The sequence below is a fragment of the Caballeronia sp. ATUFL_M2_KS44 genome (genome assembly GCF_023630965.1).
GTDB classification, from domain to species: domain Bacteria; phylum Pseudomonadota; class Gammaproteobacteria; order Burkholderiales; family Burkholderiaceae; genus Caballeronia; species Caballeronia concitans.
Genome location: NZ_JALQEA010000062.1, coordinates 60,923 through 86,981 on the forward strand (window position 1 = coordinate 60,923; position 26,059 = coordinate 86,981).

The window sequence follows — 26,059 nt, forward strand, 5'->3', positions numbered from 1 at the left end:
TCTATACAAGTCACGAAGAAAACATACGCGATTGCAGCGTACTGAAGAGGCATCTCCATTCATGCCGCCGTGACGACGTGGCAGTGAATACTCATCGTCTTTCGCCTGACGCATCGTGGTGCGGCCGGGCCGGCGCCGAGACCTGCGACAGCCAGTTGATGAGGGGCCTCGCCGGGCCTGTCAGGAGATAAGAGATGCGACAGATCAAGGTTGCCATCGTCGATGACCATCCGCTCGTGCTTTGCGGACTCCGTAAGACGTTGGAAGACGCTGGTTTCGACGTATCGGGTGCAGTAACAAGCCCGAGTGAATTAATCAAAATGCTCGGTGCGTCCGAGTGCGATGTCGTCCTCACGGATTATTCCATGCCGGGCGACGAAGGGCTCGACGGCTGGCGCTTCCTAGCGTCGGTATCGAGTGAATTTCCAGACGTGCCTTTGCTCGTTTATAGCGAGTTCGACGATCCTTTCCTGGTCGGCAGCCTCGTTCAACGCGGCGTCTCGGGAATCGTGAGCAAGCGCGACGAGATGCATGAAGTGCTGGCGGCGGTGCGCGCGCTGGCAGACGGCGAACGCTATTTGTCGATGATCGCGCGGGCATCGCTTCAGGAATTCGGCGCGCTGCCCGCGTACCGGCGGTTCACGTCGCTCACGCGGCGGCAAATGGAAGTGACCGGCCTGATGCTGTGTGGATTGTCGGTATGTGAAACGGCTCGGTTGCTGCATCGGCGTGTGAATACCATCAGCGCGCAGCGCACCGAAGCATGCCGGCGTCTCGGGTTCTCCGGAGAATCGGAGATGTACCGGTTCGCGGTAGGGCACGGGCTTTGGCTTGACCGGTCAGCTTCCGGAAACGAACTGCGGTCGGCTTGATATTCAGTTTCAGCGCGACGCGAGCAGCGGCTGATTTCATTGCTGCTGCTTGACGCGCTTCGATTTACCGCTCTACCAGCGCGGACATACTGTTGGCGTTGCGTACGCCAACGTCGCATCAATAAGAAAAAATCTAAAAACGATGCATCTCGCCGGCTTAACGTCCGTCATCTCTCCTTCGACGGATCGGCATTCCAAACTCCTCAAATCGACGACCGTTGGATTAGAAGTTTTCTTATCTAATCGTTGCCGGCTCGTCATGGTGACGCCACGTCACCGCTGATTGTTCTGAATTTCACGGCGTTCGTTTCGCATATCGGACCGTTTCGAACTTCGTCTATATCGACGCTGTATTTCGCTTTTTAGCATCCGACCCTGGATTCGAAAAGCAGTCCTGGCTGAAGGGTGATCGCGACGACGAACGTCATCGGCGCGCGAAGTCTTTCTGCAGAGCCAGGGCTTGTCAAGAGGAGACCCCAAAGGGCGTCGTCGAATCCAGGCGTGTCAAGGCCGTCGAGCCTTCCGCGCTGCTTCATGGAGATTGCGCTCCGGCGCGTCGGTTCCGCACTGAGCCATCAGTTCGGAATGTCTGTCATTTCTTCGCAGGTAAATTTCTAATGAATCAGAATAGATTTCGTCGCGTGTTTAGCAAGCGACTTGGAATGTTGGTCGCTGTTGGTGAAGATGTCGTTGGTCAGGGTAAGGCGCCCGGTGAAGGCTCGTCATCCGAAACAGGTGCTGTTGAAGGATTTCGCGTTGTTTCCGCGCTGACGGCGTTCGCCGCCGCCATGCTCGCGACGCAGCCCGGCGTAAGCTTCGCGCAAGCGCTGCCGACGGGCGGCCAGGTCACCGCCGGCCAGGCGTCGATCTCGCAGAACACCAATACGATGACCATCAATCAGGGTAGCCAGCGCACCGTGATCGACTGGAACTCGTTCAACGTCGGCGCGGGCAACACGGTCCAGTTCAACCAGCCGAACGCGCAATCGCAGGCACTGAATCGTGTCTCGGGCGGCGGCGCATCGAATATTCAGGGTTCGCTGCTGGCCAACGGTCAGGTGCTGATCCAGAACGCCAACGGCGTGCTGTTCGGCAAGGGTTCGGTGGTGAACGTCGGCTCGCTGCTGGCGACGACCAAGGCCATCAATCCGGATGCGTTCATGGCAGGCGGCACGCTGCAACTGAACTCGACGGGCACGAATGCGAGCGTCGTGAACGATGGCTCGATTCAGGCGCAGGGCTATGTGACGCTCGTGGGCGATCAAGTTCGTAACACGGGTTCGATCAACACGGCGCAAGGCGGCCAGGTGGTGCTCGCCGCAGGCGATAGCGCAACCGTCGCGCTGCCGAACGGCCAGGGCATTCAGTTGACGCTGACCAACGCGACGGCTAACGCGCTGGTGGAAAACAGCGGCACGATCAAGGCCGATAACGGCTCGGTGCTGCTGACCGCACGCGGCACCAACACGCTGCTCAGCACGGTGGTGAATCTGTCGGGCGTGGTGCGCGCAGGCACGGTCGTGGCCGATGCAGGCAACACGGGCGATGTCGCCGTGACCGGCAAGATCGATGCATCGAACAATGCAGCAGGCGGCGTGGGCGGCACGGTGGTGCTCTCGGGTGACCGCGTGGGCGTGTTCGGCAACGCGAGCATCGACGCAAGCGGCGATGTGGCGGGCGGCAAAGTCATCATCGGTGACCGCCAACGGCGTGCTGAACGTCAGCGGCAACACGTCGAACGGCACGGGTGTGATCGATCAGGGCTCGATCAACGTCTCCGGCAAGGGTTCGGCCGACATCTCGGGCGACGCCAAGAACGGCAACGGCGCAGTGATCAACGGCGACGTGAACGTGAACATCTCCGGCAACTCGACCAATGGCGCGGGCTTTATCGAAGGCGACAACGGCTCGATCGATATCTCGGGTAACGGTTCGACCAACATCTCGGGTAAGTCGACGAACGGCAACGGTGCGGTCATCGACGGCGATGTGAACGTGACGGATATCCGCACGCGATTCCGGTTCACCTGCCGCTCATTCTCGATGCGCTGCCGCCCGCCGTTCCCTATCTGCGCGCGCCGCAGGGCGTGACGGCCAGGCTGCCGGCCGTGGATCCGCACAAGCTGAAAGTGGGCATCGTGTTCAAGGGCAATCCGACACACGAGAACGACAGCCAGCGCTCGCTGCCATCGCTTGGCGTGCTCGACGATCTCATCAGGCTCGGCGGCGTCGAGTTCTTCAGCCTGCAAAAAGGCGCGGGCGCCGACGAAGCCGCGCGTTACGGACAGCTTTATCGCAACTTCCACGACATCGGGCCCGATCTGAATACGATGGCGGAGACCGCAAGCGCAATCGCGGCGCTCGATATCGTGCTGACGGTGGATACCTCCGTTGCGCACGTCGCCGGGGCAATGGGCAAGCCCGTGTGGCTGATGCTGCCTTCGTACGGCGACTGGCGCTGGCATTACACGCGCGAAGACAGCCCGTGGTATCCGACGATGCGGCTTTTCCGCCGCCGCTTCGGCTGCGACTGGTCGGAAGTCGTGGCGCGGCTGGCGGGCCATATGCGCCAGGCGATCATGGACAAGTCACAGCGCGCGGTCACGGCGTAATGGGCGCAGCCTGATTCGATGTTCCCGTGCCGCTTTCATCGACGAACGGCTCGGGAACGTCACGGGGAAAGGACGACGAATCGTTTTTCGATACGCGATCTGCGTTTCGCTTTTGAGTTCTTTATGAGCGGGAATTTGTGTTCGCAGGATTTCCCGCATTTGAAAAGTAGTTCGTTCGGTCGCGCTAATCAAATTCCGTTTATATCCGTAAAAGCGTGCTGAAAGGCATACTTGAGTTAGCCTAAACGGTTACATGCGTTACCTGCAGACCACGTTAGCCATGGCTCACGTTCAATACTCAGGCGCGTAGGCTGCTTATGCCATTCGACCTTTCGACCGCCCTTAAGGCGGCTTTTCGTGGAGCGCACCAACGGCAGGAGGGAAAGGCGATGGCGATCGCGCAGGCAGACGCTAATAGACGTTCTTCGATATGTCGGTCCTGATGTGACGACTCACATCGGGCAGTCGAAGCCAACGGACTCATTCAGGGTCGCGGTCAATATGCCGTTCGAGTCTTCGTTACCGCATTAATTGCAATGCCCTTCTGCAGACAGGCAGCCCCGAGAGGCGCTTGTCACCATCTTTCGGTGCCTAGTATGTCTTTGTTCCGTTCCATACGCCAAGCCGTTCAGCAATCGCCGGAATCCCTCGGAATCGCTTCGCTGGTGCTGGTGCCGGTGTTCTTCGCGATGTCCTTCGTCATCCTCGCGGCTTTCGCGGTGGGACTGTCGCGGTCGTGTATCGTCCTGGCCGTTTCCATTGCGTTCGTCGCATGTATGTTATTAGTCACCTGCATCCTGTTCACGCAGAGCAGTCGCTACAAGACGGCTCGGGACCGGTGCGCGATGTCCATGCCGCTTCATGAGTTCGGACAGACGAAGGCTTATCGCAGAGACGTCGACGACAACAACGCCTCGCGCGATGACCTGCGGATGCAATGCAACCTATGCCGCAGCGAAGGAGGGCCGTTGTGCTTGGGCGGGCCCACGAGTAGAACCAATTGTGAAGACCGGAATGAAAAGAGTGCTTGACCAAGGAGCCCGGCGGGCATATTCGAAAGCATTGCAGTCAGTCTTTCCATGCAATCCGTCCTATCCTAGAATAAATTCTGGCTATCTCTATGCGCTCGGGAGACGTGCTGATGAACCGGTCTGTTCGTCGGTTGCTTTTTCTGCAGCAAGCCGCGCTTCTGTTTCGTCTTCCGGTGCGGACATCGAAGGCTCGAGCGACGGTGTACCCATGAATGGACAAATCCGCACTGTTCGCGTGGTGCTGGCCGATGACCACCCCATCGTACTCCTGGCTGTTTCGGACCAGTTCTCCAAGCTCCCCGGATATGAAATCATCGCGACGGTGAATTCGGGCGCGGAATTGATTCGCGTGCTCGAAAAGGAACCGGCCGATCTCGTCATCACCGATCTCGTCATGCAGGGCGATGAAGAAATCGAACTCGACGGCCTGCGCCTCGTGAGCCGGCTGCGCCGGTCGTATCCGGGCGTGCCGCTCGTGATCCTCACCATGATGACGAGCGGCGGCATGTTCCATGAACTGTGCAAGCTCGGCGTCGCGGCTATCGTGAGCAAGGAAGAGCCGGCGAGCGAACTCGCGCAGATCAGCATGCGTGCGCTCGCAACGAAGGAAACCATCATTTCGCCGAAGATTCAGCTTCGTCTCGCGCGTGAAGGGGCGACCTCGAAGGATCTCGCGCGCGAACAGCCGCTTTCGCCGCGCGAACTCGAAGTGGTGCGCCTCTTCGCGCAAGGGCTTTCCGTGACGGAGATTGCGCGCACGCTGAACCGGTCGGTGCCGACGGTCGCCACGCAGAAGCGCTCGGCCATGCGCAAGCTGCACGTGGAGAATCACGTAGATCTCGTCAAATACGCTGCCAAGACAGGTCTTGCCTGATGGAGCGTTTCTTCGCCGCATCGCAGAATTCTCCTCTGCAGATGCTGCGGATGCTGGAGAACAACCTCAAGCGCGAACGGCGCATCTTCGCGATGGCGGTCGGGCTGCTGATCTTCGTCGCGATCTGCGCGGCCGCCGCCACGGCGGTCTTCATGTTCAGTTCCGTGTTGAGAGCCGAACAGGAACTGGTGCAGGCTGCCATGCGCGGCGTGAACGTCTCCATCTTCAGCCGCTACAACATGCTCAATACCGGCGCGGCGCTGCTCGAAGCCGGCGCGGGTCCGTCGAAGGCCAACGAAGCGGGAGTGAGTAGCAAGCCTTCTTGCCAGCCTTATCCCGTTGATCGTGAAGACCCGGTGCTGCTTGCCGCGTGCAATGCGGCGCGGCAAATGATCCCGGAAGAATCCACGCCGCCCATCCTGCAGTACGTTTCCTTCGACGGCAGCGTGTCCCACGGTTTCTCCTTCTTCGTCGATGTCGACGACAAGGTGCCTCCGGAACAAAGACTTGCCGCGCTCGCCGGCTTCGCGAAGATCTACATGAACACGCACGGCATCAAGCCGCTCGATGCGGCGCATGCGCGGCGGGTCATGTGGTTCGTCGCGCCTCCGTCGATCGGTTTCAGGAAGCCGACCATCATCATGTTCATGGTGGTCGCGCGCGATGATGCGCCCGTGGGGTTCGTCTTCACGCGGATCCTTCTGGACCGCGCGCTGCGCTACGTGCTGGCGGAATCGCTCGGGTCGCAGATTGCGATTTTCAGTGAAGATGGCCGTGTTCTCGGCGGCGACGACACCGAATACACCCAATATGTCAACCGGAGCCTCGAAAGCGCGCAAGCCGGCACTTTCCACTGGCTGCCCGGCCGCGGATGGGGCGCGCGGCTGGACCCGCTCGCGCTGGGCGTCGGACACATCACGGCTGCGCTGCCCCTGAACAAGGAACTGGCGCTGAAGCGCGTCGATCTGTCGATCATCGTGCTCGTGACCGGCGTGCTCGTCGCGATGCTGCTCGCGATGTATCGCTACTGGAATTTCCGCTTCCTCACGCCGAACTACGAGCAGGCGCGCCGCGCGGTGGAACGCGAGATTCTCAATCATCTGCTCGTGCACGCGACGCCCGTGGGCCTGTGCATCGCCTTGCGCACGGACTTCGGCGTCATCGCGGCGAATCAGGTCGCGAGTTCGATGCTCGGCCTCTCCGATGCCTCCATGCGCTTGCCCGCCGGACTCTGCGAGGCGCTCGAAGCGAACGGCATCGCGCCGGCGGACAAGGGCCATGAAACGATGATCCGGCAGCTTCAATATTCGCTCGCGAAGCCGGACGACGGCGTGCTGCATCTCAAGATTTCGTACGCGTCGGCGGTGGTGAACAACACGGACGTCCTGTTCTGCGCGATCGCCGACATCAGCGAGCATCACGAAGTCGAACGCCTGCTGCGCACCGCCAAGGAAACGAGCGATGCCGCCGCCAAGGCGAAGCTGAGCTTCTTCGCCTCGATGAGCCACGAGATCCGCACGCCGTTGTCGTCGCTCGTCGGCAATCTGGAACTCGTCGCGCTCGGGCCGCTCGCCGCCGAGCAGGAGGCGCGCGTCCATGCAATGCAGGCATCCGCGAACGCGCTGCTGCAAGTCGTGAACGATGTCCTCGATTTTTCGAAGATGGATATCGGCGAAATGCGGCTTTTTCAGGAGTGGGGCTCCATACACGATCTCGTCGTGCGCGTGATGATCGCGCATGCGCCGCTCGCGAACCGGCAGGGATTGCGGCTCTTCGTCGTGATCGACCGGTCCTGTCCCGCGAAGCTCCTCTTCGATCCGATCCGCGTCTCGCAGATTCTCAACAACCTGCTCGGCAACGCGCTCAAGTTCACGTATTCGGGCAAGGTCGTCGTGCGTGCGTGCTGGGTCGATGGCGCGCTGGAATTGAGCGTCGCCGATTCGGGCATCGGCATTCCGGAGTCGCAGCGCGAGACGCTGTTTCAGCCGTTCATCCAGGGCGAGGCGCATCGGCTCACGCAATCGCGCGGCACGGGGCTCGGACTGTCCATCTGCGTGCGGCTTTGCCAGTTGATGAAGGGCCGCATTTCGCTCGACAGCACCGAGGGCGTCGGCACGCGCATACGGGTGTCGTTGCCGCTCGCCGTCGAAGCACCGGGCGCGGCCAGCGATGCCTTCATGCTCGGCGGCCGTCCGGCCATCCTGTGCCGCGCGAGCGAGTATCGCGAATGGTTCGAGAATCTCTACGATCCGGACCGCAGCGTGCTCACGTTTCTTTCGCAGGCGAACATGGCGTCGACGGACGGCTGCGACTACCTGATCGCCACCGACGAGTTCACCGACCAGGAAATCGAATCGATCTGGACCGACCAGACGCGCATGATCCGCATGACGCAGGACGGGCCGCTCGTGCCGGTGCATTGGGGCGACGGCGTGCTCGAAGTGAGCATCTTCAGCGTGAAGGGTTTCAAGGATGCGGTCGGCATCATCGAGGGACGCGAGCGCGCGACGGCGCGTCCGGACGCAGCTAGCGCGCCCGCCATGCGGACCGCGCCGAAGTCGGGGCCGACGGTGGTCATCGCGGAAGACAACCGGCTCAATCGCGGGCTGCTGCGCGATCAGTTGCTGACGCTCGGCGCGACCGTGCTCGAAGCCGCCGATGGCGAGGAGGCGCTCGAACTGCTGCGCAAGAATCGCGTGGATATCGTGCTGACCGACATGGACATGCCGAAGATGTCGGGCGCCGAGTTGCTCGCGGCAGCGCGTGCGCGCGACCCGTCGATGCGTATCTATGCGGTCAGCGCGAGCGCCAGCACGCAGGACGTGGAAGCCGGCCGCGCGCGCGGCTTCACCGACTATTTGACGAAGCCGCTGCCGCTTTCCGTTCTGGCCGGCGTGCTGCAGGCCGCGAGCGCGAACGAAGCAGACGACGCTTCCGACGACAACCTGCCGCCCCGGTTCCCGACGGTTCCCGCCGCGTATATGCCCGATCTCCTCGTTCAGATCGACGAAGACATCGCCGCGCTCGACGGCATCTGCCGCGCGAAGGACATGGAGCAACTACGCGGCTGGGCGCACAAGCTGGCGGGCGGCCTCGCAGTGCTCGGTCGGTCGATGATGTACGACCAGTGCGAGGAATTGCGCACGGTGCTGAGGGAATCGGAAGACTGGGAGGAAGACGTCGATACCTTCACCGCGCTGCTGCGCGTCGACCTGATCGAGCTTCGCGACATGCTGCACGCCGCGCAGGAGGCGCACTCCAAATAGCGGCGGGGCGCGGTCCGCGTGACCGAACCCGAGGCGAAACTATTGTCATGGCGCGCCATGGACTGCAGAATCTGTCGATTACCTGGCCTGCAGCATCCACATTCAAGGACCCACCATGGCAAAGATTCTGACGCTGCACGGCGTCAACCTCAACATGTTCGGCAAGCGCGATCCCAAGCAATACGGCACCGCGACGCTCGCCCAGATCGACGAGCAGTTGAGCGCGCTCGGCACGGAGCTGGGCGTGGAAGTGGAGTGCTATCAGACGAACATCGAAGGCGAGATGTGCGCGCGCATCCATCAGGCGTTCACCGAAAAGGTCGATGCCGTCGTCATCAACGCGGGCGCGTGGACGCATTACAGCATCGCCATTCGCGACGCGCTCGCCATTCTGACGGTGCCCATCGTCGAGGTGCACATGTCGAACGTTCATGCGCGGGAGCCGTTCCGCCACGTCTCGGTGTTCGCCGAAGTCGTGAAGGGCCAGATCTGCGGCTTCGGCGTGGACAGCTATCTTCTCGGCTTGCGCGCGGCGGCATCCGCGATTCAGTAACGCGGCGATGCGTCGCGCAAACGGCGCTTACGAAGCGCGGCTGACTTCCTTGGCGGCGCCCGCGACGTTCGAACCGGCGCGCTCGCGAATCTGGACTGCGCGCGCCGGCTTCTTGTCCTGCACGGTCGCGCCACGAATGAACAGCACCGCGAAAATCGCGCAAACCGTCCACACAACCCCGATGATGGTCAAGTAGTTCATTTCGTTCTTCCTGGTCCGATGCGTTTTGCTTGATGTCTTAGCTTTGCGATGCAGGCATGGCGAGCAACTGGCCGATCAGCCGTTGCGCGAGCGCGTGCTGTTCGGCGAGGGAATCGGCTGCGTCGTGGCCGGGGCGCGCGGTCATTTCGCCCGCGAGGCGCAGCACGTTGTCCGACGCCATCTGAAGCTGCGCCAACAGTTCCGCTTCGGACGCGGCAGCGCCGAGGTGCGCCTGCGCAGTCAGATTGGCGACGTGATGCGGCGTGGCGTTGTGTTGCATCGTCTGGAACATGGCGCTTCCCCGTTTGAGTGGATGAACGGATTTTGCGCGCGGGGTCGTCATCTCAATCCCCCGAAAAAGCCCCGATTTCGGCGTCAATTCCCGCTCTTGACCGCTTTGGCGCTCCGCCGACCCGCTGAAACCGGGCGCAAAGGTCCACGCGACAAGGCTTTGCGCGCGGCGGGACGGTAAAATCGCATACTTTGGTCCGGGCGGAACGGGAAGCGAAGCGGTGTTTTGCGGGGCGCGATGAACGCGTCGCGCAAAAAAACAACACTTCGTGCGTTTTGAAAGACGGTGCGGCGGCGGGCGTCGCGGCGACGCGCGGACCGGGCAGTAGAGGCAGGCATCGAACATGGTTTCAGGCAATACCCACGCGACGGCAACCCAGCCCGAAGCGGAATCGCTCAGACGCGGACTCAAGAGCCGCCACATCCAGTTGATCGCGCTCGGCGGCGCGATTGGCACCGGACTCTTTCTCGGCGTCGCGCAGACGATCAAGCTCGCCGGTCCATCGGCGCTGCTCGGCTACGCGATCGCCGGGCTCATGGCGTTTTTCATCATGCGGCAACTGGGCGAGATGGTCGTCGACGAACCCGTCGCCGGCTCGTTCAGTTACTTCGCCGACAAATACTGGGGCCGCGCGGCGGGCTTCGTCTCGGGCTGGAACTACTGGGCCATCTATATCCTCGTCGGCATGGCGGAACTGTCGGCGGTCGGCATCTACATGCAGTACTGGTGGCCGGGCTTGCCGACGTGGATATCGGCGCTCGCGTGCTTCGTCATCGTCAACGCGATCAACCTCACGAGCGTGAAGTCGTACGGCGAACTCGAATTCTGGTTCGCCCTCGTCAAGGTCGCGGCGATCGTCGGCATGATTCTCTTCGGCGGCTATCTGCTGATATCCGGCCACGCGGGGCCGCAAGCCAGCGTCACGAACCTGTGGAAGCTCGGCGGCTTCTTTCCTTACGGCGTGAGCGGGCTCGTCATGTCGATGGCCGTCATCATGTTCTCGTTCGGCGGGCTCGAACTCGTCGGCATCACGGCGGCGGAGGCGGAAGATCCGTCGCGCAGCATTCCGCGCGCGACGAATCAGGTCATCTACCGCATCCTCATTTTTTATATCGGCGCGCTCGGCGTGCTGCTGTCGCTGTATCCGTGGGACAAGGTGGCGACGGGCGGCAGCCCCTTCGTGCTCATCTTTCGCGAGATGAACAGCACGTACGTTGCGAACGTGCTCAATGTGATCGTGCTGACGGCGGCGCTGTCGGTCTACAACAGCGGCGTCTATGCGAGCAGCCGCATGCTGTACGGCCTCGCGCAGCAGGGCAACGCCCCGCGCGCATTGGGCGGCGCGAACCGGCGCGGCATTCCGCTCGCCGCGCTTTTCGTTTCGGCCGTCGTCACGGGCGCGTGCGTGCTCATCAATTACTTCATTCCCGGCCGCGCTTTCGAACTGCTGATGGAGCTCGCGGTGACGGCGCTCATCATCAACTGGGCGATGATCAGCGTCGTTCACCTCAAGTTTCGCCGCGACAAGCGCGAGCGCGGCGTGACCACGTCGTTCAGAAGCCTCGGCTATCCGCTCACCAACTACCTTTGCCTCGCGTTCGTCGCGGGCATCGTGTGGGTGATGTTCGAAACGCCCGAACTGCGGCTGTCCGTGTACCTGATCCCCATCTGGCTCGTGTTTCTGGGAATCGGCTACTATCTCAAAAGCCGGGGCGATGACACGGGCGATACCCGCCGCGTGCCGTCCCGATGATTCTTCCTCCTGCTTATCGCCCGATCCCGACACCATGTTCGAACATATCGATGCCTACCCCGGCGACCCGATCCTCTCGCTGAACGAAAACTTCCAGAAGGACCCGCGCACGAACAAGGTCAATCTGAGCATCGGCATCTACTTCGACGACGCCGGCAGTCTGCCCGTGATGCAGGCCGTGCGCGAAGCGGAACTCTCCATTTTGAAGGACCTCGGCCCGAAGCCGTATCTGCCGATGGCCGGTTTCGCGCATTATCGCGACGCGGTGCAGGCGCTCGTGTTCGGCGCGGATTGCCCGGCGCGCGCGCAAGGCCGCATCGCGAGCGTGCAGACGCTCGGCGGATCGGGCGCGCTGAAAGTGGGCGCGGATTTCATCAAGCGCTATTTTCCGGCGTCGAAAGTGTGGGTGAGCGATCCGACGTGGGAGAACCATCGGTTCATCTTCGAGCGCGCGGGCTTCGAGGTGAACACGTATCCCTATTACGACGAAACCACCGGCGGCCTGCGTTTCGATGCGATGCTCGAAGCCATCGACGCGTTGCCCGCGAAGAGCGTCGTGCTGCTGCATGCGTGCTGTCATAACCCGACGGGCGTCGATCTGGACGAAGCGCAGTGGGTGAAGATCATCGACGTGCTGAAAGCGCGCGATCTGCTGCCGTTCGTCGACATGGCGTATCAGGGCTTTGGCTCGGGCCTCGACGAAGACGCGTTCGCCGTGCGCGAGCTTGCGCGCCGTGGCGTGCCGGCTTTCGTCGCGAATTCGTTCTCGAAGAATTTCTCGCTGTATGGCGAGCGTTGCGGCGGCCTGCACGTGCTTTGCGACGATGCCGCCGAAGCCGATCGCGTGCTCGGCCAGTTGACGAGCGCGGTGCGCGCGAACTACAGCAATCCGCCGACGCATGGCGCGAAGATCGTGACCAAGGTGCTGACGACGCCCGAACTCGCGCAATCGTGGCGCGAAGAGCTGGCGGCGATGTGTGAGCGCATCGCGCGCATGCGCCAGGCCATTCACGACGGCCTGAAGGACCACGTGCGCGGCGAAATGCTCACGCGCTATGTCAAGCAGCGCGGCATGTTCACGTACACGGGTCTCGTCGCGGAACAGGCGGATCGGCTGAAAGAGGAATTCGGCGTGTATATCCTGCGCTCCGGCCGCATGTGCGTGGCGGGCCTCAACGACAGCAACGTGCAGACGGTCGCCGACGCGATCGGCAAGGTGCTCGCGAAGTAAATTAACGCGCCTCGCGCTTCACGTCCGCTTCACGTCACAACGCGGGACACGACAGCACTTGCTGCGGCGGCAGCGTGCCCGGTCCCGCGTCTACCTTCGCACCACGCGGCGGCGTCGAAACGAGACGCACGCTGTTTTCTCCCGCATTCGCGAGCACGTATTGCTCCGGGCTTCCGTCCGGCTGCCAGTACACGCGATACACCGCGCCATCCCGATACACATGCAGCGCGCCGTGCACGGCCTTGTCGCCTTGCCTGAGGTCGGCGCGCTCGCCTTCGCGCAACGTCAGCGCATTGCCCGACGCGCCTTGCAGCACGCCGCATGCGGCATCGTCGGCGTGGGCGTGCGCGCACGCGATCACGGCTGCGAAGAGCAGCGCGCGGCGGAATGTCGGCGTCTTCATCGGCTCGTATCTCCAGGGGATCTTTGCGCAAATGAGAGCAATTTGCGTGCAGCGCGGACGAGCGTGCCGTGACGCGCACGCCCGCGCAATCGGCTTCACCGTTCGCGCGCGCGTGTGCTACCTTGGATGAAGCAGCGTTCGATCGTGGAGGCCGCCATGTCAGTGATCGCACCGGACGAAAAAGCGGACTTTCTGGCCATCCTCGCGCGGCATCGTATCGACGCGAGCGATTTTCTCGTGCAGGAAGCGGGCGAATCCGATGTCGTCGACGATGTGTATCCGTTGCAGGGACACGTCACGATCGTGCGGCGCTCGACTTTGAAAGAGCGCGAGTATCGCATCGGGCACGGCACCGCCTGGGTCGCCATGTTCGAGAAAGACTTGAACAAGGGCGCGTTCGGCTGATTGCCTGGACTTGCGACGCGCGCCGCATCGACTTACCACGCACTTTTTGAGGCGGAGCACGCGATGAGACCGACCGAATTCGCATCGTTCAAGGCGCACGTCGCCATGCTGCTCCGCGATCTTCCGCGCGGCATGACCGCCGATCTGACCGATGTGGCCGTCGCGTACTGGAACGGCACGCAAGTGGTCGGGGCGTATCTGCGCGATAACGGCTGCATCGACGAAGATTTCGACTTCGACGAAACCGCCTGGGCCTTCTGGCGCGATGAGTTCCTGCTTTGGTTCGACGCGCCGCACTTCTCCGAACGACGCGATCTGAAAGCCGCGCTGCTTTCGGGCACCTACGCGGCGACGGTCCACGGCGGACGCTGGCCGAGACCGTCCTGACGGCTGCGCTCTACAGCGCATCCGTTCTTTTCCCTTCCTTGAGCGGAATATTGCTTGCTGCGATTCCGTTCACATACGGCGGCACGCTTTTCAGCTTGCCCGCACGATTCACATCGATTGGCGGTACGCCTCGGCCATCAGTGCGCTGACACGTGCGCGGGCGTCGATGGCATCGCGGGCGGCGGCGGCCAGCATCGAAAAGAGAGAAACGAGCATTCCCATGGCGGAAGTCCTTGATTGTTAGCGAGACTAGGTTAACTACCTAGGTAGTTTCCCTATAGTAACACGCTTGACGCGCCGCAGCAAAATGCATCGCGCGACGTGGCGACGCGCAGGTCCGGAGCAGGAGTGCACATGAAAACGCATCTCTCGGGTCGTACCGTTCTGCTTTCTCTGCTGGTCGCGACGGTGACCGCGATCGCCATCGCGGGCGGATGCAGCGGCAGCGGTTCTTCCTCGTCGGGTGCCACGGCGACGGCGGGCGTGTCCAGTCCGCCGGCCGCGTCGAGCCCGTCGGGTGCTTCGGCTGCATCGAGCCCGGCGCCGGCATCGAGCCCCGTGGCGGCCGCGAATCCGATGGATGTCGCCACATATCACAACGACATCGCCCGCACCGGGCAGCAGCTCGCGGAAACCGTGCTCACGCCCGCCAACGTCAATTCGGCGACGTTCGGCAAGCTCGCCGTCTATCCGGTCGATGGCGCCGTCGACGCGCAGCCGCTTTTTCTCGCGAACGTGTCGATCGCGGGCGGCACGCACAACGTGCTGTACGTCGCGACGGAAAGCGCGAACGTCTACGCCTTCGACGCCGACACCGGCGCGACGCTCTGGAAAACGACCACGCTCGCCAGCGGCGAATCGCCGAGCGACGACCACGGCTGCGGCCAGATCACGCCGACGATCGGCATCACCGCGACGCCGGTCATCGACCGGACGCGCGGCCCGCATGGCGCGATGTACGTCGTCGGCATGTCGAAGGACGGCGCGGGCCGCTATCACCAGCGCATTCACGCGCTCGATATCGCGACTGGCGCGGAACTGTTCGGCGGGCCGACGGAAATCGCCGCGTCGTATCCGGGCACGGGCGCGGGCAATCAGAACGGGCGCGTCGTGTTCGATCCGGGGCAATACGCCGAACGCGCGTCGCTGTTGCTGCTGAACGGCATCGTCTATACCTCGTGGACGTCGCACTGCGATTTCATGCCTTACACCGGCTGGGTGATGGGCTACGACGCCGCCACGCTCGGGCAGGCGAGCGTGCTGAACGTGACGCCGAACGGGCAGATGGGCTCGATCTGGATGAGCGGCGCGGGTCTCGCGTCGGACGGCGCGTCGATTTATTTTCTCGATGCCAACGGCACTTTCGATCCCACGCTCGACGCGCACGACATGCCGATCCACGGCAACTTCGGCAACGGTTTCCTGAAGCTCGGCACGACGCCGGCGCTCGCCGTCACCGATTACTTCGAGCCGTCGAACACGGTGCAGCAGTCGAACGCCGACGAAGATCTCGGCTCCGGCGGCGCGCTCCTGCTGCCCGATCTCGCCGACGCCACCGGCGCGGTGCGCCATCTCGCGCTGGGCGCGGGGAAGAGCGCGGTGATCTACGTCGTCGATCGCGATTCCATGGGCAAATTCGATTCGAACGCGGACCACATCTATCAGGAACTCGTCGGGCAGATCGGCGGCCCGGTGTTCGGCATGCCGGCGTACTTCAATCGCACGGTGTATTTCGGCGCGGTCGGCGACAGCATCAAGGCGTTCGCGATCACGAACGCGCGGCTCTCGGCCACGCCCACGAGCAAGACGCCGAACGCGTTCGGCTCGCCGGGCGCGACGCCGAGCATTTCGGCGAACGGCGCGGCGAACGGCATCGTGTGGGCGGCGCAGAACGGGACGATCGCGGCGCTCCACGCGTACGACGCGTCGAATCTCGCGCGGACGCTTTACGACAGCAACCAGGCGGGCGCGCGCGATCAGTTCGGTCCGGGCAACAAGTTCATCACGCCGACGATCGCGAACGGCCGGGTCTACGTGGGGACGAAGGGTGGCGTGGCGGTGTTCGGGCTGCTGGCGCGATAGCGTCGCCGGACAGTCGTTTCGACTAAAAAACGCGTCGAATTAAATAACAAGAACTACCTTCGACTCGATACGATGCCGGAATCGACCAGACAACGAGCCGAACAGGAGACCACTCATGCCCCGCCCGATTTCCGCGCGCATTCATCCCGATTCCATCCGCCGCAATATCGAATTCGTGCGGCGCACGGCGGCGTCGTCGCGCGTGTGGGCGGTGATCAAGGCGAACGCCTACGGTCACGGCATCGAGCGCATTTATCCGGCGCTCGAACAAGCCGACGGCATCGCGCTGCTCGATCTCGACGAAGCCGTGCGCGTGCGCGAACTCGGCTGGACGAAGCCCGTGCTGCTGCTCGAAGGCATCTTCGAGGCGCGTGACGTGGAGATCGCGGATCGATACCGGCTGACGGTGACCGTGCATTGCGACGAGCAACTCGACCTGCTCGATACCGCGAAGCCGCGTCAGCCCATCGACATTCAACTCAAGATGAACTCCGGCATGAACCGCCTCGGCTTCCGTCCGGACGCCTACAGCCGAGCATGGCGGCGGGTGTCGGGCATGGCGTCGGTCGGCGCGATCGGGCTGATGAGCCACTTCGCGAACGCGGACGATGGCGGCATCGACTGGCAAATCGACGAATTCGACGCTGCCACGCGCGATCTTCCCGGTACGCGTTCGCTCGCGAATTCGGCGGCGGTGCTCTGGCATCCGCGCGCGCATCGCGACTGGGTGCGGCCCGGCACGATTCTCTACGGCGCGTCGCCGACGGGCAGCGCGCGGCATATCGCGGGCCTGCCGCTCGCCGCGGCGATGACGCTGTCGAGCCGCATCATCGGTGTGCAGACGCTCGCGCCGGGCGAGACCATCGGCTATGGACGCGCTTTCACGGCGGATCGCGCGATGCGTATCGGCGTGGTCGCGTGCGGCTACGCGGATGGTTATCCGCGTCACGCGCCGGCCGGCACGCCCATCGCGGTCGATGGCGTGAGGACGCAGCTCGTCGGGCGCGTGTCGATGGACATGCTCACCGTCGATCTCACGCCGTGCCCGGCGGCGGGCATCGGTTCGTCCGTGCAGCTTTGGGGCGATCAGGTGCGCGTCGACGAAGTCGCGGAGCCGTCCGGCACCATCGGCTACGAGCTGATGTGCGCGCTCGCGCGGCGCGTGCCCGTCGAGGTCGATGCCGCCGGTTCCGTCGATCCGGTCGATTCATCCGTGGCGGCCTGACGATGGACGCGTCGCAACGCATCGACGAGATGATCGCGGAACTGGCCGACTGGCGCGGCGCGACGTTCGCGAGCGTGCGCAAAGCCATCCTCGCGGCGGATCCGCAGATCGTCGAGGAATGGAAGTACATGGGAAGCCCGGTGTGGTATCGCGACGGCATGATCGCGGTCGCCAACGCGCACAAGGGCAAGGTCAAGCTCACGTTCGCGCACGGCGCGATGCTTGCCGATCCCGGCAAGCTCTTCAACGCGGGACTGGAAGGCAACGCGAGACGCGCGATCGATTACTTCGAAGGCGACGAGGTCGATGTGCGCGGCTTGCAAGCGCTCGTCCGCGCGGCCATCGACTTCAACGTGAGCAAGTCGAAGAAGAAGCGCGGGTCTGTCGCATAAGTCGGCGAGCGATCACCACCGCGCCTCCGACGTTCCCGGCGGCTCGGAAGCCCGCTCGTAACGCGCGGGCGTGCGCGCGAACTGCGCGCTCGGGCGCACCGCGTCGAGTTCGCCGAAGCCGGACGGCCGCCGCTCCATGAAAGGCGTGAAATCGGGCCTAACGGCTTGCAATCCGCCATCGATTCGTCCGAGTCCGCGCAGCCAATGCCCCGTCTGCGCCAGCGACACTTCCACGTGCCAACTGCCGCCTTCCTGCTGCTGCTTCCACAGCGCGGCGGCGGCGCCGAACGCCATCAGAAAGCCGCTCGCCATGTCGAGCATCTGCATCGGCAAGGGACGCGGCTTTCCCGCGCCTTCCGCTTCCCCTTCGGCGGCATTGAAGCCCATCGCGGTCTGCACGAGCGAATCGAAGCCGCGCCGATCCGCCCACGGTCCCTCTGTGCCATACGCCGTCAGCGACACATACACGATGCCCGGCCGACGCTCCGCCAGCGCTTTCGCCCCGAAGCCGAGCGCCGCGAGCCCGCCCGGCCGATACCCCTGCGAGAACACATGCGCTTCGTCGATGAGACGCCACAGCGTCGCGCGCGCGTTTTCGTCGTGCAGATCGAGATGCGCGGAGCGCTTGCCACGGCTCGTATCGGCGATGGCGGAAATGTTCGGCAGATGCGGCGCGTTCACGAGCATGACGTCCGCGCCGTACGCGGCCAGCGCGCGCCCGCCGACCGGCCCGGCCAGAATGCGCGTGAAGTCGAGCACGCGCACGCCGGCCAGCGGCCGATCGTTTGCCGACAGCGGCGGCAACGCACGCGGCGGCGCATCGCCGATGCGCGTGATCGTCATCAACGGCTGCGCGGCGATCGCGCGTGCTTGCGGCGTGGCGTCCCATTCGTCGAAGGTGCGCAGCATCGTGACGACGAGACCGCGTTGCGCGCAGGCATCCTCGAAATCGGCGGCGCGCCAGTCGAGCAGGGTGCGCGCGACGTCTTCCCGCTTCGCGGTGCGCGGATCGAGGCCGAGCACGCGCAGCGCGCCGTCCTGATGATGCTCGAAGTTGGCATGGATGCGCACGTAGCCGTCGGCGCAACGGTAGAGGCCCGAGAACGCGCCCCAGATGTCGGGCGGATGGCCGTCGAGCGTGAAGTGGCCGGTGCATTCGACCGCCGCGTGCGTCATGTCGACGGACACGCGCTGGCGCGGCGCGCCGCGCACGTGCGCCAGCTCGCAGGCGGCGAGCGCGGAGGCGGCGACGGTCGATTGCGCCGCCGTGCCGACTGCGAATGTCGAGGGAAAGACCGGGTCGTGTCCCGGAAGATCGAGGAAGGCGAGGGCGTCGCCGGGCAGGCCGGCGAGTTGCCAGAGACGGCTTAGCGTGTCGATGGAGGCGGGCATGGTCGGCGGGCGCATCGCGAGGGAGATGCGGCATTGTCGCGCCGAATCGATGCGATGTCCCGCCTCGCGCCCGCTCAGGCGATGCGCCTTAAGCGCGCCGCGTCGCCAGTTCCGCGCCCTGGCGCAGCGCTTCGAGCAGGCTGCCTTCGTCGGCGATGCCCTTGCCCGCGATATCGAACGCCGTGCCGTGATCGACCGACGTGCGGATCACATCGAGCCCGACCGTCACGTTGACGCCCGCTTCGAGTCCGAGCACCTTCACCGGCCCGTGTCCCTGATCGTGATACATCGCGACGACGAGATCGAAGTCGCCACGCCCCGCGCGATAGAACAGCGTGTCGGCGGGCAGCGGGCCGGTCACGTCGAGCCCCTGTTCCTGCAGTTCCTTCACGGCCGGGATGATCTTCTCTTCTTCCTCGCCGTAGCCGAAAAGACCGTTCTCGCCCGCGTGCGGATTGATGCCGCACACGCCGATACGCGGCTTCGCGATTCCCGCCTTCACGAGCGTCGCGTTGCCGCGCTCGATCGTGCGGCGCACGAGACCCGGCTCGATCTTGCGGATCGCGTCGATGATGCCGATGTGCGTCGTCACGTGAATCACGCGCAGCTTCGGCGCGACGAGCATCATCGACACTTCGTCCACGCCCGTCAGATGCGCGAGCATTTCCGTGTGGCCGGGGAACTTGTGGCCGCCCGCGTGCAGCGCTTCCTTGTTGAGCGGCGCGGTGCAGATCGCGTCGATCTGATTCGCCTGCGCCAGTTCGACGGCGCGCGCGATATAGCGATACGCCGCGTCGCCGGCAACCGCCGACAGCTGGCCGAACGGCAGATCGTCGGGAATGAGTTCGAGGTCGATGCAGTCGATCACGCCCGGCTGATACTGCGCCTGCGATGCGTCGTCGATGCGCCGCACGGTCGCGCGCACGCCGGTGATTTCGATGGCGCGTTCGAGACGGCGCGCGTCGCCGATCACGAGCGGACGGCACTGCTGGTACACGGTTTCGTGCACGAGGCTCTTGACGACGATTTCCGGGCCGACGCCGCTCGCGTCGCCCATCGTGATGCCGATTACGGGAAGATAGTTGGTCATGGTCGTTCGTTCAGATGGAGGTTTCGCGGGCGTCGTTCTTGAGCGCGGCGACGGGCGTTTCAGCAACGCCGTGTGCGCCGCGCAAGTGCTGGTACGCGCCGAGGAGCGCGTGCTCGCTGCCGAATGCGCCGGCTTTCGTGACGATGGCCGCGCCGTTCGCGGCGCTCGTCGTGTTCGTGGTGGTCGCGCGTCCGAGCGCCACGCCGGCTTCGATTTCGCGCACGAGTTCGAGGCTGCCGACGTTCGCAGCCGCGAGCATCGCGCGGGCCGTTTCGCCGCCGGTCGCGATCAGGCCGCCGAGCGCGTCGAAGTGCGGCGCGACGAGGGCCGCGAGCGCGTTGGACAGATGCGCGCCTTCGGCGGGATCGAAGGCGTCGTCGCGGCCGATGCGCACGATCAGGTCATGCCCGCCGCGCAGCCGCTCGCCGATGTCGTCGCCCCACGCGGCCCACGCCGAATGGCGCGCGCCGTCGCGCAGCACGGCGGGCGGCACGATCAGTTCCGCGATGCCCGCTTCGCTGCGAAGCATCGCGCATTGCCGCTCCGATACCGCCGAGAGGCTGCCGACGAGCGCGAGCACCGGCCCGTGCGCCACGTCCGCCGATGCGTGGCGCGCGGTGAGTGCGGCGGGCGCATCGAAGAGATCGGGCAGCGCGGCGAGTTCGCGCGCGAGGCCGCCCGAGCCGACCCAGAAGAAAGGCGTATCGAGCGATGCCGTGATGCGGGCGAGCGCGGCGAGATCGTCGCTGGTTTCGGCATCGACGATCAGCGCGCCGACGCCTTCCGCCGCCGCCGCCGCGATTCTCGCCGCGAGCGATTGCGGTGCGTCGCGCAAGGTCGCGAGGCCAATGTGCGCGGTTTTCAGGCCCGCCGCTTCGAGCATCGAGCCTAAGCGCGCGTCGCGTCCCGCGTGTTCCAGTTGCCAGGTTTCGGTCTGTTCGAGCGGCAGGCCGTTCACGAAGACGACGCCTTCGCGCACCGCGCGGCCCGTCGCCGGAAACGCGGGCGCGACGATCGCCGGACCCGCGAGCCGCGCGAGCGCCGCGACTTCGGCGGTCCAGTTGCCGCGCAACGTCGAATCGATCTTCTTGTACAGACGACGGCCCGGCGCGCGCAGTACGCGGCACGCATCGGCGACGCGGGCGGCGGCATCGGCGGGGGAAAGGCGGCGCGTGTCGGTGTCGGCGGCGATGACCGTCGCGCCTTCGTCCGGCGCGTTCGGGTCCAGCGTGACGACCGTCTTGCGGCCCGCCGCCGCGAACGCGATCGCGCAGTCGGCGGCGCCCGAGAGGTCGTCGGCGAGAATCAGCATGCTCGTGGACTTCGCGTTCATCGCGTGCATGGCCGTCATTGAGCGGCTCCGCGCTTGGCCGTGGCGTCGAGCGCGGCGCGGGCATCGTGGCGGGCGGAGACGCGCTTCGCGATCGCCGCGGTGAGGATCGGCGTCACGATGGACGTCACCACCACGCACGCCGCGACCAGCAGCGTCGCGGACTTCGCCGCTTCTTCATAGACCGGATTGGCCGCCGCGATCAGCGCCGGAACCGCCGCCGCATTGCCTGCCGTATTCGCCGCCGCCGCGCCCGCGACGCCGGTGCCGCCCGTCAGGCGATCCGCGATGTAGAGCGGAATGCCGGTGACCACGACGACCGCGAGACCCAGCCCGATGCCGAGCAGGCCCGCCTGCCATACCTTGTGCAGATCGAGGCCCGCGCCGAGCGCGAGCGCGAAGAATGGAATCATCACCGGCACCGCGCGGCCGAGGAAGTCGCGCATTTCGCGGTCGAGATTGCCGAGCAGCATGCCGACGGCGAGCGGCAGGATGCTGCCGACGAGCGTCGGCCACGGAAACGCCGAGAGGCCCGCGACGCCGAGCGTGACCATCGTCAGGAACGGGCCGGATTCGAGCGACATGATCGTGTACGCGCCGACATCTTCCTTGCGTCCGTACTGGCCCATCAGCGCCATGTAGAGGCCGCCGTTGGTGTCGTTCATCGCGGCGACGACGGCGAGCGTCGAAATGCCCGCGAACATGCCGGAGCTGATCGGCTGCTCGCCGAGAAAATGTCCGAGGACGATGCCCGCGAGAACCGCCATGCCGATTTTCGTGATGAAGAGCGCGCCGCCTTTCTTGAGCAGATAAGGCGTGGCTTTCACGTCGATGCCCGCGCCCATGCACACATAGAACACCGCGAGGATCGGCAGCGCGCCGGTGAAGAGCGCGCTCGTGAACGAGCCGAAGAACTTCGGCATGCCCGGCAGGAAAGTGGCGATCAGCGAGCCGATGAGAAGCGGCACGATCATCATGCCGCCGGGTACGCGCTCGATCGCACGCTTGATTGGAATCTGGGCCATGGGGTGTCTCCGGAAGAGTTTTTGCCGTTTCGATCAAAAAAAATGATCGGTTCGATCAATCGCTAGTGTAATGTTTGATCGAATCGCGCGCAATTACCGCTATGTGCGCGTTTACACTGATCGAACCGTTCAGCGCGATGCGTGTGCAATGATCGAATCGGTCATGGCGCGCTCTTTGATTTCCGACGAACGATGCAGCATCGCGCGCGCCCGGAACCGCCGCGCAATTCGATAAACTTGGCGCCCGCCGCGCACACGCATGCGCGTCGCGCCACGCCCATCAACAGGAACCGCATGAAAGTCGAGAAACGCCGCGAGGCGATGCTGCAAGCCGTGCTCTCCGGCATGAACGATGTCGCCGCGCTCTGCGAGCATTTCGGCATGTCGGAGGCGACCGTGCGCCGCGATCTGCGCGCGCTCGCCGACGAACGCCGCATCGTGCGGACATACGGCGGCGCGGCGTCGGTGGGCGCACACGAGCCGGAGGAATCGCTCGATACGCGGCGCGAAAGTTTTCGCGAGCAGAAGGAAGCCATCGCGCGGGCGGCGGCGCGTCACGTGCAGGACGGCGACACGCTCTTTCTCGACGGCGGCACCACGACCGCCGCGCTCGCGCGCTGCCTTGCGGGGCGCAAGGAGGTTCAGGTCATCACGAACAATCTGCTGGCGGTGAGCGCGCTCGCGTCGGCGGATGTGCGCGTGACGCTGATCGGCGGCGACGTGCGGCCGTCGAGCATGAGCACGCTCGGGCCGATCGCGCAGGTCGCGCTGTCGCGGCTCACGTTCGACAAGGCGTTTCTCGGCGCGGACGGCGTGGTCGCGGGGCGCGGGCTTTGCGAAGCGACGGCGGAGCAGGCGTTTCTGAAGGAATGCATCGTCGCGCAGGCGGCGAGCGTGTTCGTGCTGGTGACATCGGACAAGCTGGAGCGCGCGAGCCAGCAGCACTGGACGCCGCTCGAACGCGACTGGACGCTCGTCACGGATTCTTTCGCCGATGCCGCCGCCGTCGAGCGATTCATGCAGCGCGGCAGCGTGACGGTGGAGCGCGCGGAGATGGACGCGCGGTAGCGCCGCGGTTCGCTATTGTTGGCTATTGGGACGCCGCCAGCGTCAGCACGTTCTCGACTTCGCTCAGGTCCACCGGCTTGATCAAATGCGCGTCGAAGCCGGCGGCGCGCGTGCGGGCGATGTCTTCGTCGGAACCGAGTCCGGTCATCGCGGCGACGATCACGTGCGCGCCGCCGTCCGCGCCCACGCGCTCGCGAATGCCGCGAATGACGTCGAAGCCCGTGAGTCCGGGCATCGACAGATCGAGCAACACCACGTCGGGCCGGCGCTCGTCGAACAGATGCAGCGCTTCCTTGCCGTCGTAGGCGGCGCGCGCCGCGTGGCCGAGCATATCGACGACGAGCGTCATGCTGTCGGCGGAATCGCGGTTGTCGTCGACGACGAGCACTTCCAGTTGCCGATCCGCCGGTGCGCCCGGCGCCGCCGGCTTCGGCGCGCCCGGCGCGCTCGCCTGCGCGAGCGGCAGCCACAGGCTGAACACGCTGCCTTTGCCCGGTCCGTCGCTCTTCGCCTCGACGTGTCCGCCGTGCAGTTCCGCGATCGCGCGCACGAGCGTCAGGCCGATGCCGAGCCCGCCTTCGTCCGCATGCGCGCCCGGCGGATGCTCCTGCACGAAGAGATCGAACACGGCGCCGAGCGCATCGGCGGAAATGCCGCGCCCTTCGTCGATCACGCGCAACAGCGCCGTCCCGCCGCGCGCGCCGACTTCCAGCCTGATCGTCGAACCGGGCGGACTGAACTTCGACGCGTTGTTCAGCAGGTTGTTGAGCGCCTGCACGAGCCGCGTCGAATCGCCGTTGACGCTGACCGGCCCCGCGCCATCCTCGACGACGAGATGCTGCTGCCGCGCATCGAACGACGGCTGGCTGGCCTCGGCGCTGAGATGCACCACGTCCGCAAGATCGACGATGCCGGTCGCGAGGCGAATCTTGCCCGAACTGACGCGGCCGGCTTCGAGCAGATCGTCGACGAGCTTCGTCAGATGCGCGAGCTGCCGGTCGACGATCTGGCGGCTGCGGACCACGTCGGCGTCGTCGGACGCCTTCAGTTTCAGGATGCTCACCGCGTTGCGGATGGGCGCGAGCGGATTGCGCAACTCGTGGCCGAGCAGCGCGAGAAATTCGTTCATGCGCCGGCTGGACGCTTCCAGTTCTTCGAGGCGGCGGCGCGAGGTCATGTCGCGCGTGATCGCGACGAAATCCTGCGCGCTGCCATCGGAATTGGGCAGCGCGCTCAGCGTCGCGTGCGCCCAGAACTCGGAGCCGTCCTTGCGCACGCGCCAGCCTTCCAGCTCGACGCGGCCGTGCTCGCTCGCGCGGCCGAGCGTATCGCCGGGGCGGTGGCGGGCGACTTCGTCGGGCGTGTAGAAGAGCGCGAAATGCCGGCCGATCGCTTCTTCCGCCGTGTAGCCGTACAGCGCGTTCGCGCCCTCGTTCCATGAGCGCACGATGCCGTCGGAATCGAGCATGTAGATCGCGTAATCGCTGACCGAATCGATCAGAAGGCGCAGGCGATGATTCGCCGCCGTCGCGCGCAGGCGGTCCGTGATGTCGTGGATGAAGCACGTGAACTGGCGCTGGCCCTCGTACCAGACTTCGCTGATCGTCAGGTCGGCGACGAACTCGGTGCCGTCGCGGCGGCGCGCGGGCAGTTCGACGCGCGTATCGATCACGCGCGCCTCGCCCGTCGCCAGATAGCGCGTGAGCCCTGCGCGATGCGCGGCGCGGTGCCGCTCGGGCACGATGAACTGCGCGAGTTCCTGATGCATCACTTCGTGCGGACGCCAGCCGAAAAGACGCGTCGCGGCCTCGTTCCAGTAGATGACCATGCCGGCTTCGTCGATGGAGACGAACGCGACGTGCGCATTGTCGAGGATGGTGCGGCGGCGGCGCAGCGCGTCGGCGAGTTTTTTCTCGAACTCCACGCGCAGCGACGATTCGATGCTCAACGTCGCGCTGACGGTCGCGTTCTGCTCCAGAAGCTGACGGTTTTCCTGCGCGATTTCCTCGCGCGCGATGGTTTCCGCGATGCACGCGCAGAACGCGTTGAGAATCGCGATATCGGCCTGGCCGAACTGTTCCGGCTCGCCGGAAATGAGCTTCAGCACCGCGACCGACCGGCCTTCGTAGATGACGGGCGCGACCACCATCGACGCCGCGCCGACGGCCTGGCACGCCGCGCGGTCCACGCGATGATCGTTCGCGGTGTTGCGGCTGACGAGCGCCTCCTGCCGCGTGATGCACAGCCCCGACAGGCTGCCGGCGGCCGGCAGCCGCGTGCCGACGTGGCGCGCGGCGGCGCCGCTCGCCGCGCGATAGACGAGTTCGTCGCCGTCGATCCATTCGATGACCGACGACGCGACACCCGCCACTTCGCGCAGCGTGTCGGTGACTTTCTGCAGATACTCCGGCAGCGGCAGCCGGGAATGCGCGAGGCTGGCGAACGTGGCGAACCATCGCTGGAAATGAGCCTGACGTTTCGGATGGGCCTTGAGTCTTTTATCCGCGGTTGAGGTCTCGTACTGAAAGCGCATGGCCCTTTTTTGCATCGATCGAGGCGGAAGTTTGGAATGCGA

At 64.7% G+C, this 26,059-nt stretch carries 23 protein-coding genes and 1 pseudogene; 16 read left to right on the plus strand and 8 right to left on the minus strand.

Going from position 1 to position 26,059, the window contains the following annotated elements; all coding sequences use genetic code 11:
• Window positions 1–194 precede the first annotated feature (194 nt).
• The 8 genes and pseudogenes from NCR39_RS26650 to aroQ all read left to right on the plus strand — a co-directional run bounded on the left by NCR39_RS26650 (window position 195) and on the right by aroQ (window position 9,208).
• A complete protein-coding gene (locus NCR39_RS26650) occupies window positions 195–872 on the plus strand; it encodes a response regulator transcription factor (RefSeq protein WP_084593086.1) in 678 nt (225 codons plus the stop codon).
• Between the two features lie 617 nt (window positions 873–1,489).
• A pseudogene (locus NCR39_RS29840) lies at window positions 1,490–1,609 on the plus strand (ESPR-type extended signal peptide-containing protein); the annotation flags it as partial.
• A gap of 51 nt (window positions 1,610–1,660) precedes the next feature.
• Complete coding sequence (locus tag NCR39_RS26655) at window positions 1,661–2,800, plus strand: two-partner secretion domain-containing protein (RefSeq protein ID WP_250455521.1); 1,140 nt, start codon at window positions 1,661–1,663, stop codon at window positions 2,798–2,800.
• 180 nt (window positions 2,801–2,980) lie between these two features.
• Window positions 2,981–3,484, plus strand: coding sequence for a glycosyltransferase family 9 protein (locus NCR39_RS26660; protein WP_250455522.1), 504 nt, complete (start codon window positions 2,981–2,983; stop codon window positions 3,482–3,484).
• A 596-nt stretch (window positions 3,485–4,080) separates the two neighbouring features.
• The gene (locus NCR39_RS26665) at window positions 4,081–4,515 is read left to right on the plus strand and encodes a hypothetical protein (RefSeq protein ID WP_250455523.1); all 435 of its coding nucleotides are present in this window, start codon (window positions 4,081–4,083) and stop codon (window positions 4,513–4,515) included.
• A 208-nt stretch (window positions 4,516–4,723) separates the two neighbouring features.
• A complete protein-coding gene (locus tag NCR39_RS26670) occupies window positions 4,724–5,389 on the plus strand; it encodes a response regulator (protein WP_250455525.1) in 666 nt (221 codons plus the stop codon).
• Window positions 5,389–8,655, plus strand: a complete 3,267-nt coding sequence (locus tag NCR39_RS26675; RefSeq protein ID WP_250455527.1) for an ATP-binding protein — start codon at window positions 5,389–5,391, stop codon at window positions 8,653–8,655. Before NCR39_RS26670 ends, NCR39_RS26675 begins: the two co-directional genes overlap by 1 nt.
• Before the next feature lie 115 nt (window positions 8,656–8,770).
• Window positions 8,771–9,208 carry a type II 3-dehydroquinate dehydratase gene (gene aroQ, locus NCR39_RS26680; protein ID WP_250455529.1) on the plus strand — a complete coding sequence of 146 codons (438 nt, stop codon included), beginning with the start codon at window positions 8,771–8,773 and terminating at the stop codon, window positions 9,206–9,208.
• Window positions 9,209–9,235: 27 nt separating this feature from the next.
• Here aroQ and NCR39_RS26685 read toward each other — a convergent pair whose 3' ends face one another.
• Both NCR39_RS26685 and NCR39_RS26690 read right to left on the minus strand, forming a co-directional pair.
• Entirely contained in the window at window positions 9,236–9,409 is a 174-nt protein-coding gene (locus NCR39_RS26685) for a hypothetical protein (protein WP_250455531.1), read from the minus strand.
• A gap of 37 nt (window positions 9,410–9,446) precedes the next feature.
• Entirely contained in the window at window positions 9,447–9,701 is a 255-nt protein-coding gene (locus NCR39_RS26690; RefSeq protein WP_250455533.1) for a hypothetical protein, read from the minus strand.
• Between the two features lie 343 nt (window positions 9,702–10,044).
• Between NCR39_RS26690 and NCR39_RS26695 the strand changes: the two genes are divergently transcribed.
• Window positions 10,045–11,454 carry an amino acid permease gene (locus NCR39_RS26695; protein WP_250455535.1) on the plus strand — a complete coding sequence of 470 codons (1,410 nt, stop codon included), beginning with the start codon at window positions 10,045–10,047 and terminating at the stop codon, window positions 11,452–11,454.
• Window positions 11,455–11,488: 34 nt separating this feature from the next.
• Window positions 11,489–12,685, plus strand: coding sequence for an amino acid aminotransferase (locus NCR39_RS26700; RefSeq protein ID WP_250455536.1), 1,197 nt, complete (start codon window positions 11,489–11,491; stop codon window positions 12,683–12,685).
• Window positions 12,686–12,719: 34 nt separating this feature from the next.
• Here NCR39_RS26700 and NCR39_RS26705 read toward each other — a convergent pair whose 3' ends face one another.
• On the minus strand, window positions 12,720–13,088 hold the full coding sequence (locus NCR39_RS26705) for a hypothetical protein (RefSeq protein WP_208863139.1): 369 nt from the start codon (window positions 13,086–13,088) through the stop codon (window positions 12,720–12,722).
• Window positions 13,089–13,244: 156 nt separating this feature from the next.
• On the opposite strand from NCR39_RS26705, the gene NCR39_RS26710 reads away from it, so the two are divergent.
• The 5 genes from NCR39_RS26710 to NCR39_RS26730 all read left to right on the plus strand — a co-directional run bounded on the left by NCR39_RS26710 (window position 13,245) and on the right by NCR39_RS26730 (window position 17,579).
• Entirely contained in the window at window positions 13,245–13,493 is a 249-nt protein-coding gene (locus NCR39_RS26710; RefSeq protein WP_040052711.1) for a hypothetical protein, read from the plus strand.
• Window positions 13,494–13,556: 63 nt separating this feature from the next.
• Complete coding sequence (locus tag NCR39_RS26715; protein ID WP_250455538.1) at window positions 13,557–13,880, plus strand: hypothetical protein; 324 nt, start codon at window positions 13,557–13,559, stop codon at window positions 13,878–13,880.
• Between the two features lie 354 nt (window positions 13,881–14,234).
• Window positions 14,235–15,962 carry an outer membrane protein assembly factor BamB family protein gene (locus NCR39_RS26720; protein ID WP_250455540.1) on the plus strand — a complete coding sequence of 576 codons (1,728 nt, stop codon included), beginning with the start codon at window positions 14,235–14,237 and terminating at the stop codon, window positions 15,960–15,962.
• 115 nt (window positions 15,963–16,077) lie between these two features.
• Complete coding sequence (gene alr / locus NCR39_RS26725) at window positions 16,078–17,187, plus strand: alanine racemase (RefSeq protein WP_250455543.1); 1,110 nt, start codon at window positions 16,078–16,080, stop codon at window positions 17,185–17,187.
• A gap of 2 nt (window positions 17,188–17,189) precedes the next feature.
• Window positions 17,190–17,579, plus strand: a complete 390-nt coding sequence (locus tag NCR39_RS26730; RefSeq protein WP_250455545.1) for a DUF1801 domain-containing protein — start codon at window positions 17,190–17,192, stop codon at window positions 17,577–17,579.
• Window positions 17,580–17,591: 12 nt separating this feature from the next.
• Here NCR39_RS26730 and NCR39_RS26735 read toward each other — a convergent pair whose 3' ends face one another.
• From NCR39_RS26735 to NCR39_RS26750, 4 genes are all read right to left on the minus strand, one after another.
• Window positions 17,592–18,971, minus strand: a complete 1,380-nt coding sequence (locus NCR39_RS26735) for a CoA transferase (protein WP_250455547.1) — start codon at window positions 18,969–18,971, stop codon at window positions 17,592–17,594.
• Between the two features lie 88 nt (window positions 18,972–19,059).
• Complete coding sequence (gene pdxA, locus NCR39_RS26740) at window positions 19,060–20,061, minus strand: 4-hydroxythreonine-4-phosphate dehydrogenase PdxA (protein WP_250455549.1); 1,002 nt, start codon at window positions 20,059–20,061, stop codon at window positions 19,060–19,062.
• Between the two features lie 10 nt (window positions 20,062–20,071).
• Complete coding sequence (locus NCR39_RS26745; protein ID WP_250455551.1) at window positions 20,072–21,412, minus strand: four-carbon acid sugar kinase family protein; 1,341 nt, start codon at window positions 21,410–21,412, stop codon at window positions 20,072–20,074.
• Window positions 21,409–22,416 (minus strand): 2-keto-3-deoxygluconate permease, encoded by a 1,008-nt coding sequence (locus tag NCR39_RS26750; protein ID WP_250455552.1) that lies wholly within the window; start codon window positions 22,414–22,416, stop codon window positions 21,409–21,411. The genes NCR39_RS26745 and NCR39_RS26750 overlap by 4 nt, the downstream gene beginning before the upstream one ends.
• A gap of 294 nt (window positions 22,417–22,710) precedes the next feature.
• Here NCR39_RS26750 and NCR39_RS26755 point away from each other — a divergent pair, with 294 nt between their 5' ends.
• Window positions 22,711–23,484 (plus strand): DeoR/GlpR family DNA-binding transcription regulator, encoded by a 774-nt coding sequence (locus tag NCR39_RS26755; RefSeq protein WP_250455554.1) that lies wholly within the window; start codon window positions 22,711–22,713, stop codon window positions 23,482–23,484.
• A 22-nt stretch (window positions 23,485–23,506) separates the two neighbouring features.
• Here the strand turns inward: NCR39_RS26755 and NCR39_RS26760 are convergent, their stop codons facing one another.
• Entirely contained in the window at window positions 23,507–26,017 is a 2,511-nt protein-coding gene (locus NCR39_RS26760; protein WP_250455556.1) for a hybrid sensor histidine kinase/response regulator, read from the minus strand.
• Window positions 26,018–26,059 lie beyond the last annotated feature (42 nt).

Bases quoted from the DNA above. Each gene is read 5' to 3' on its own strand.
- NCR39_RS26650 (WP_084593086.1), top strand. From the start codon at position 195: ATGCGACAGATCAAGGTTGCCATCGTCGATGACCATCCGCTCGTGCTT.
- NCR39_RS26655 (WP_250455521.1), top strand. From the start codon at position 1,661: ATGCTCGCGACGCAGCCCGGCGTAAGCTTCGCGCAAGCGCTGCCGACG.
- NCR39_RS26665 (WP_250455523.1), top strand. From the start codon at position 4,081: ATGTCTTTGTTCCGTTCCATACGCCAAGCCGTTCAGCAATCGCCGGAA.
- NCR39_RS26670 (WP_250455525.1), top strand. From the start codon at position 4,724: ATGAATGGACAAATCCGCACTGTTCGCGTGGTGCTGGCCGATGACCAC.
- NCR39_RS26675 (WP_250455527.1), top strand. From the start codon at position 5,389: ATGGAGCGTTTCTTCGCCGCATCGCAGAATTCTCCTCTGCAGATGCTG.
- aroQ (WP_250455529.1), top strand. From the start codon at position 8,771: ATGGCAAAGATTCTGACGCTGCACGGCGTCAACCTCAACATGTTCGGC.
- NCR39_RS26685 (WP_250455531.1), bottom strand. From the start codon at position 9,409: ATGAACTACTTGACCATCATCGGGGTTGTGTGGACGGTTTGCGCGATT.
- NCR39_RS26690 (WP_250455533.1), bottom strand. From the start codon at position 9,701: ATGTTCCAGACGATGCAACACAACGCCACGCCGCATCACGTCGCCAAT.
- NCR39_RS26695 (WP_250455535.1), top strand. From the start codon at position 10,045: ATGGTTTCAGGCAATACCCACGCGACGGCAACCCAGCCCGAAGCGGAA.
- NCR39_RS26700 (WP_250455536.1), top strand. From the start codon at position 11,489: ATGTTCGAACATATCGATGCCTACCCCGGCGACCCGATCCTCTCGCTG.
- NCR39_RS26705 (WP_208863139.1), bottom strand. From the start codon at position 13,088: ATGAAGACGCCGACATTCCGCCGCGCGCTGCTCTTCGCAGCCGTGATC.
- NCR39_RS26710 (WP_040052711.1), top strand. From the start codon at position 13,245: ATGTCAGTGATCGCACCGGACGAAAAAGCGGACTTTCTGGCCATCCTC.
- NCR39_RS26715 (WP_250455538.1), top strand. From the start codon at position 13,557: ATGAGACCGACCGAATTCGCATCGTTCAAGGCGCACGTCGCCATGCTG.
- NCR39_RS26720 (WP_250455540.1), top strand. From the start codon at position 14,235: ATGAAAACGCATCTCTCGGGTCGTACCGTTCTGCTTTCTCTGCTGGTC.
- alr (WP_250455543.1), top strand. From the start codon at position 16,078: ATGCCCCGCCCGATTTCCGCGCGCATTCATCCCGATTCCATCCGCCGC.
- NCR39_RS26730 (WP_250455545.1), top strand. From the start codon at position 17,190: ATGGACGCGTCGCAACGCATCGACGAGATGATCGCGGAACTGGCCGAC.
- NCR39_RS26735 (WP_250455547.1), bottom strand. From the start codon at position 18,971: ATGCCCGCCTCCATCGACACGCTAAGCCGTCTCTGGCAACTCGCCGGC.
- pdxA (WP_250455549.1), bottom strand. From the start codon at position 20,061: ATGACCAACTATCTTCCCGTAATCGGCATCACGATGGGCGACGCGAGC.
- NCR39_RS26745 (WP_250455551.1), bottom strand. From the start codon at position 21,412: ATGACGGCCATGCACGCGATGAACGCGAAGTCCACGAGCATGCTGATT.
- NCR39_RS26750 (WP_250455552.1), bottom strand. From the start codon at position 22,416: ATGGCCCAGATTCCAATCAAGCGTGCGATCGAGCGCGTACCCGGCGGC.
- NCR39_RS26755 (WP_250455554.1), top strand. From the start codon at position 22,711: ATGAAAGTCGAGAAACGCCGCGAGGCGATGCTGCAAGCCGTGCTCTCC.
- NCR39_RS26760 (WP_250455556.1), bottom strand. From the start codon at position 26,017: ATGCGCTTTCAGTACGAGACCTCAACCGCGGATAAAAGACTCAAGGCC.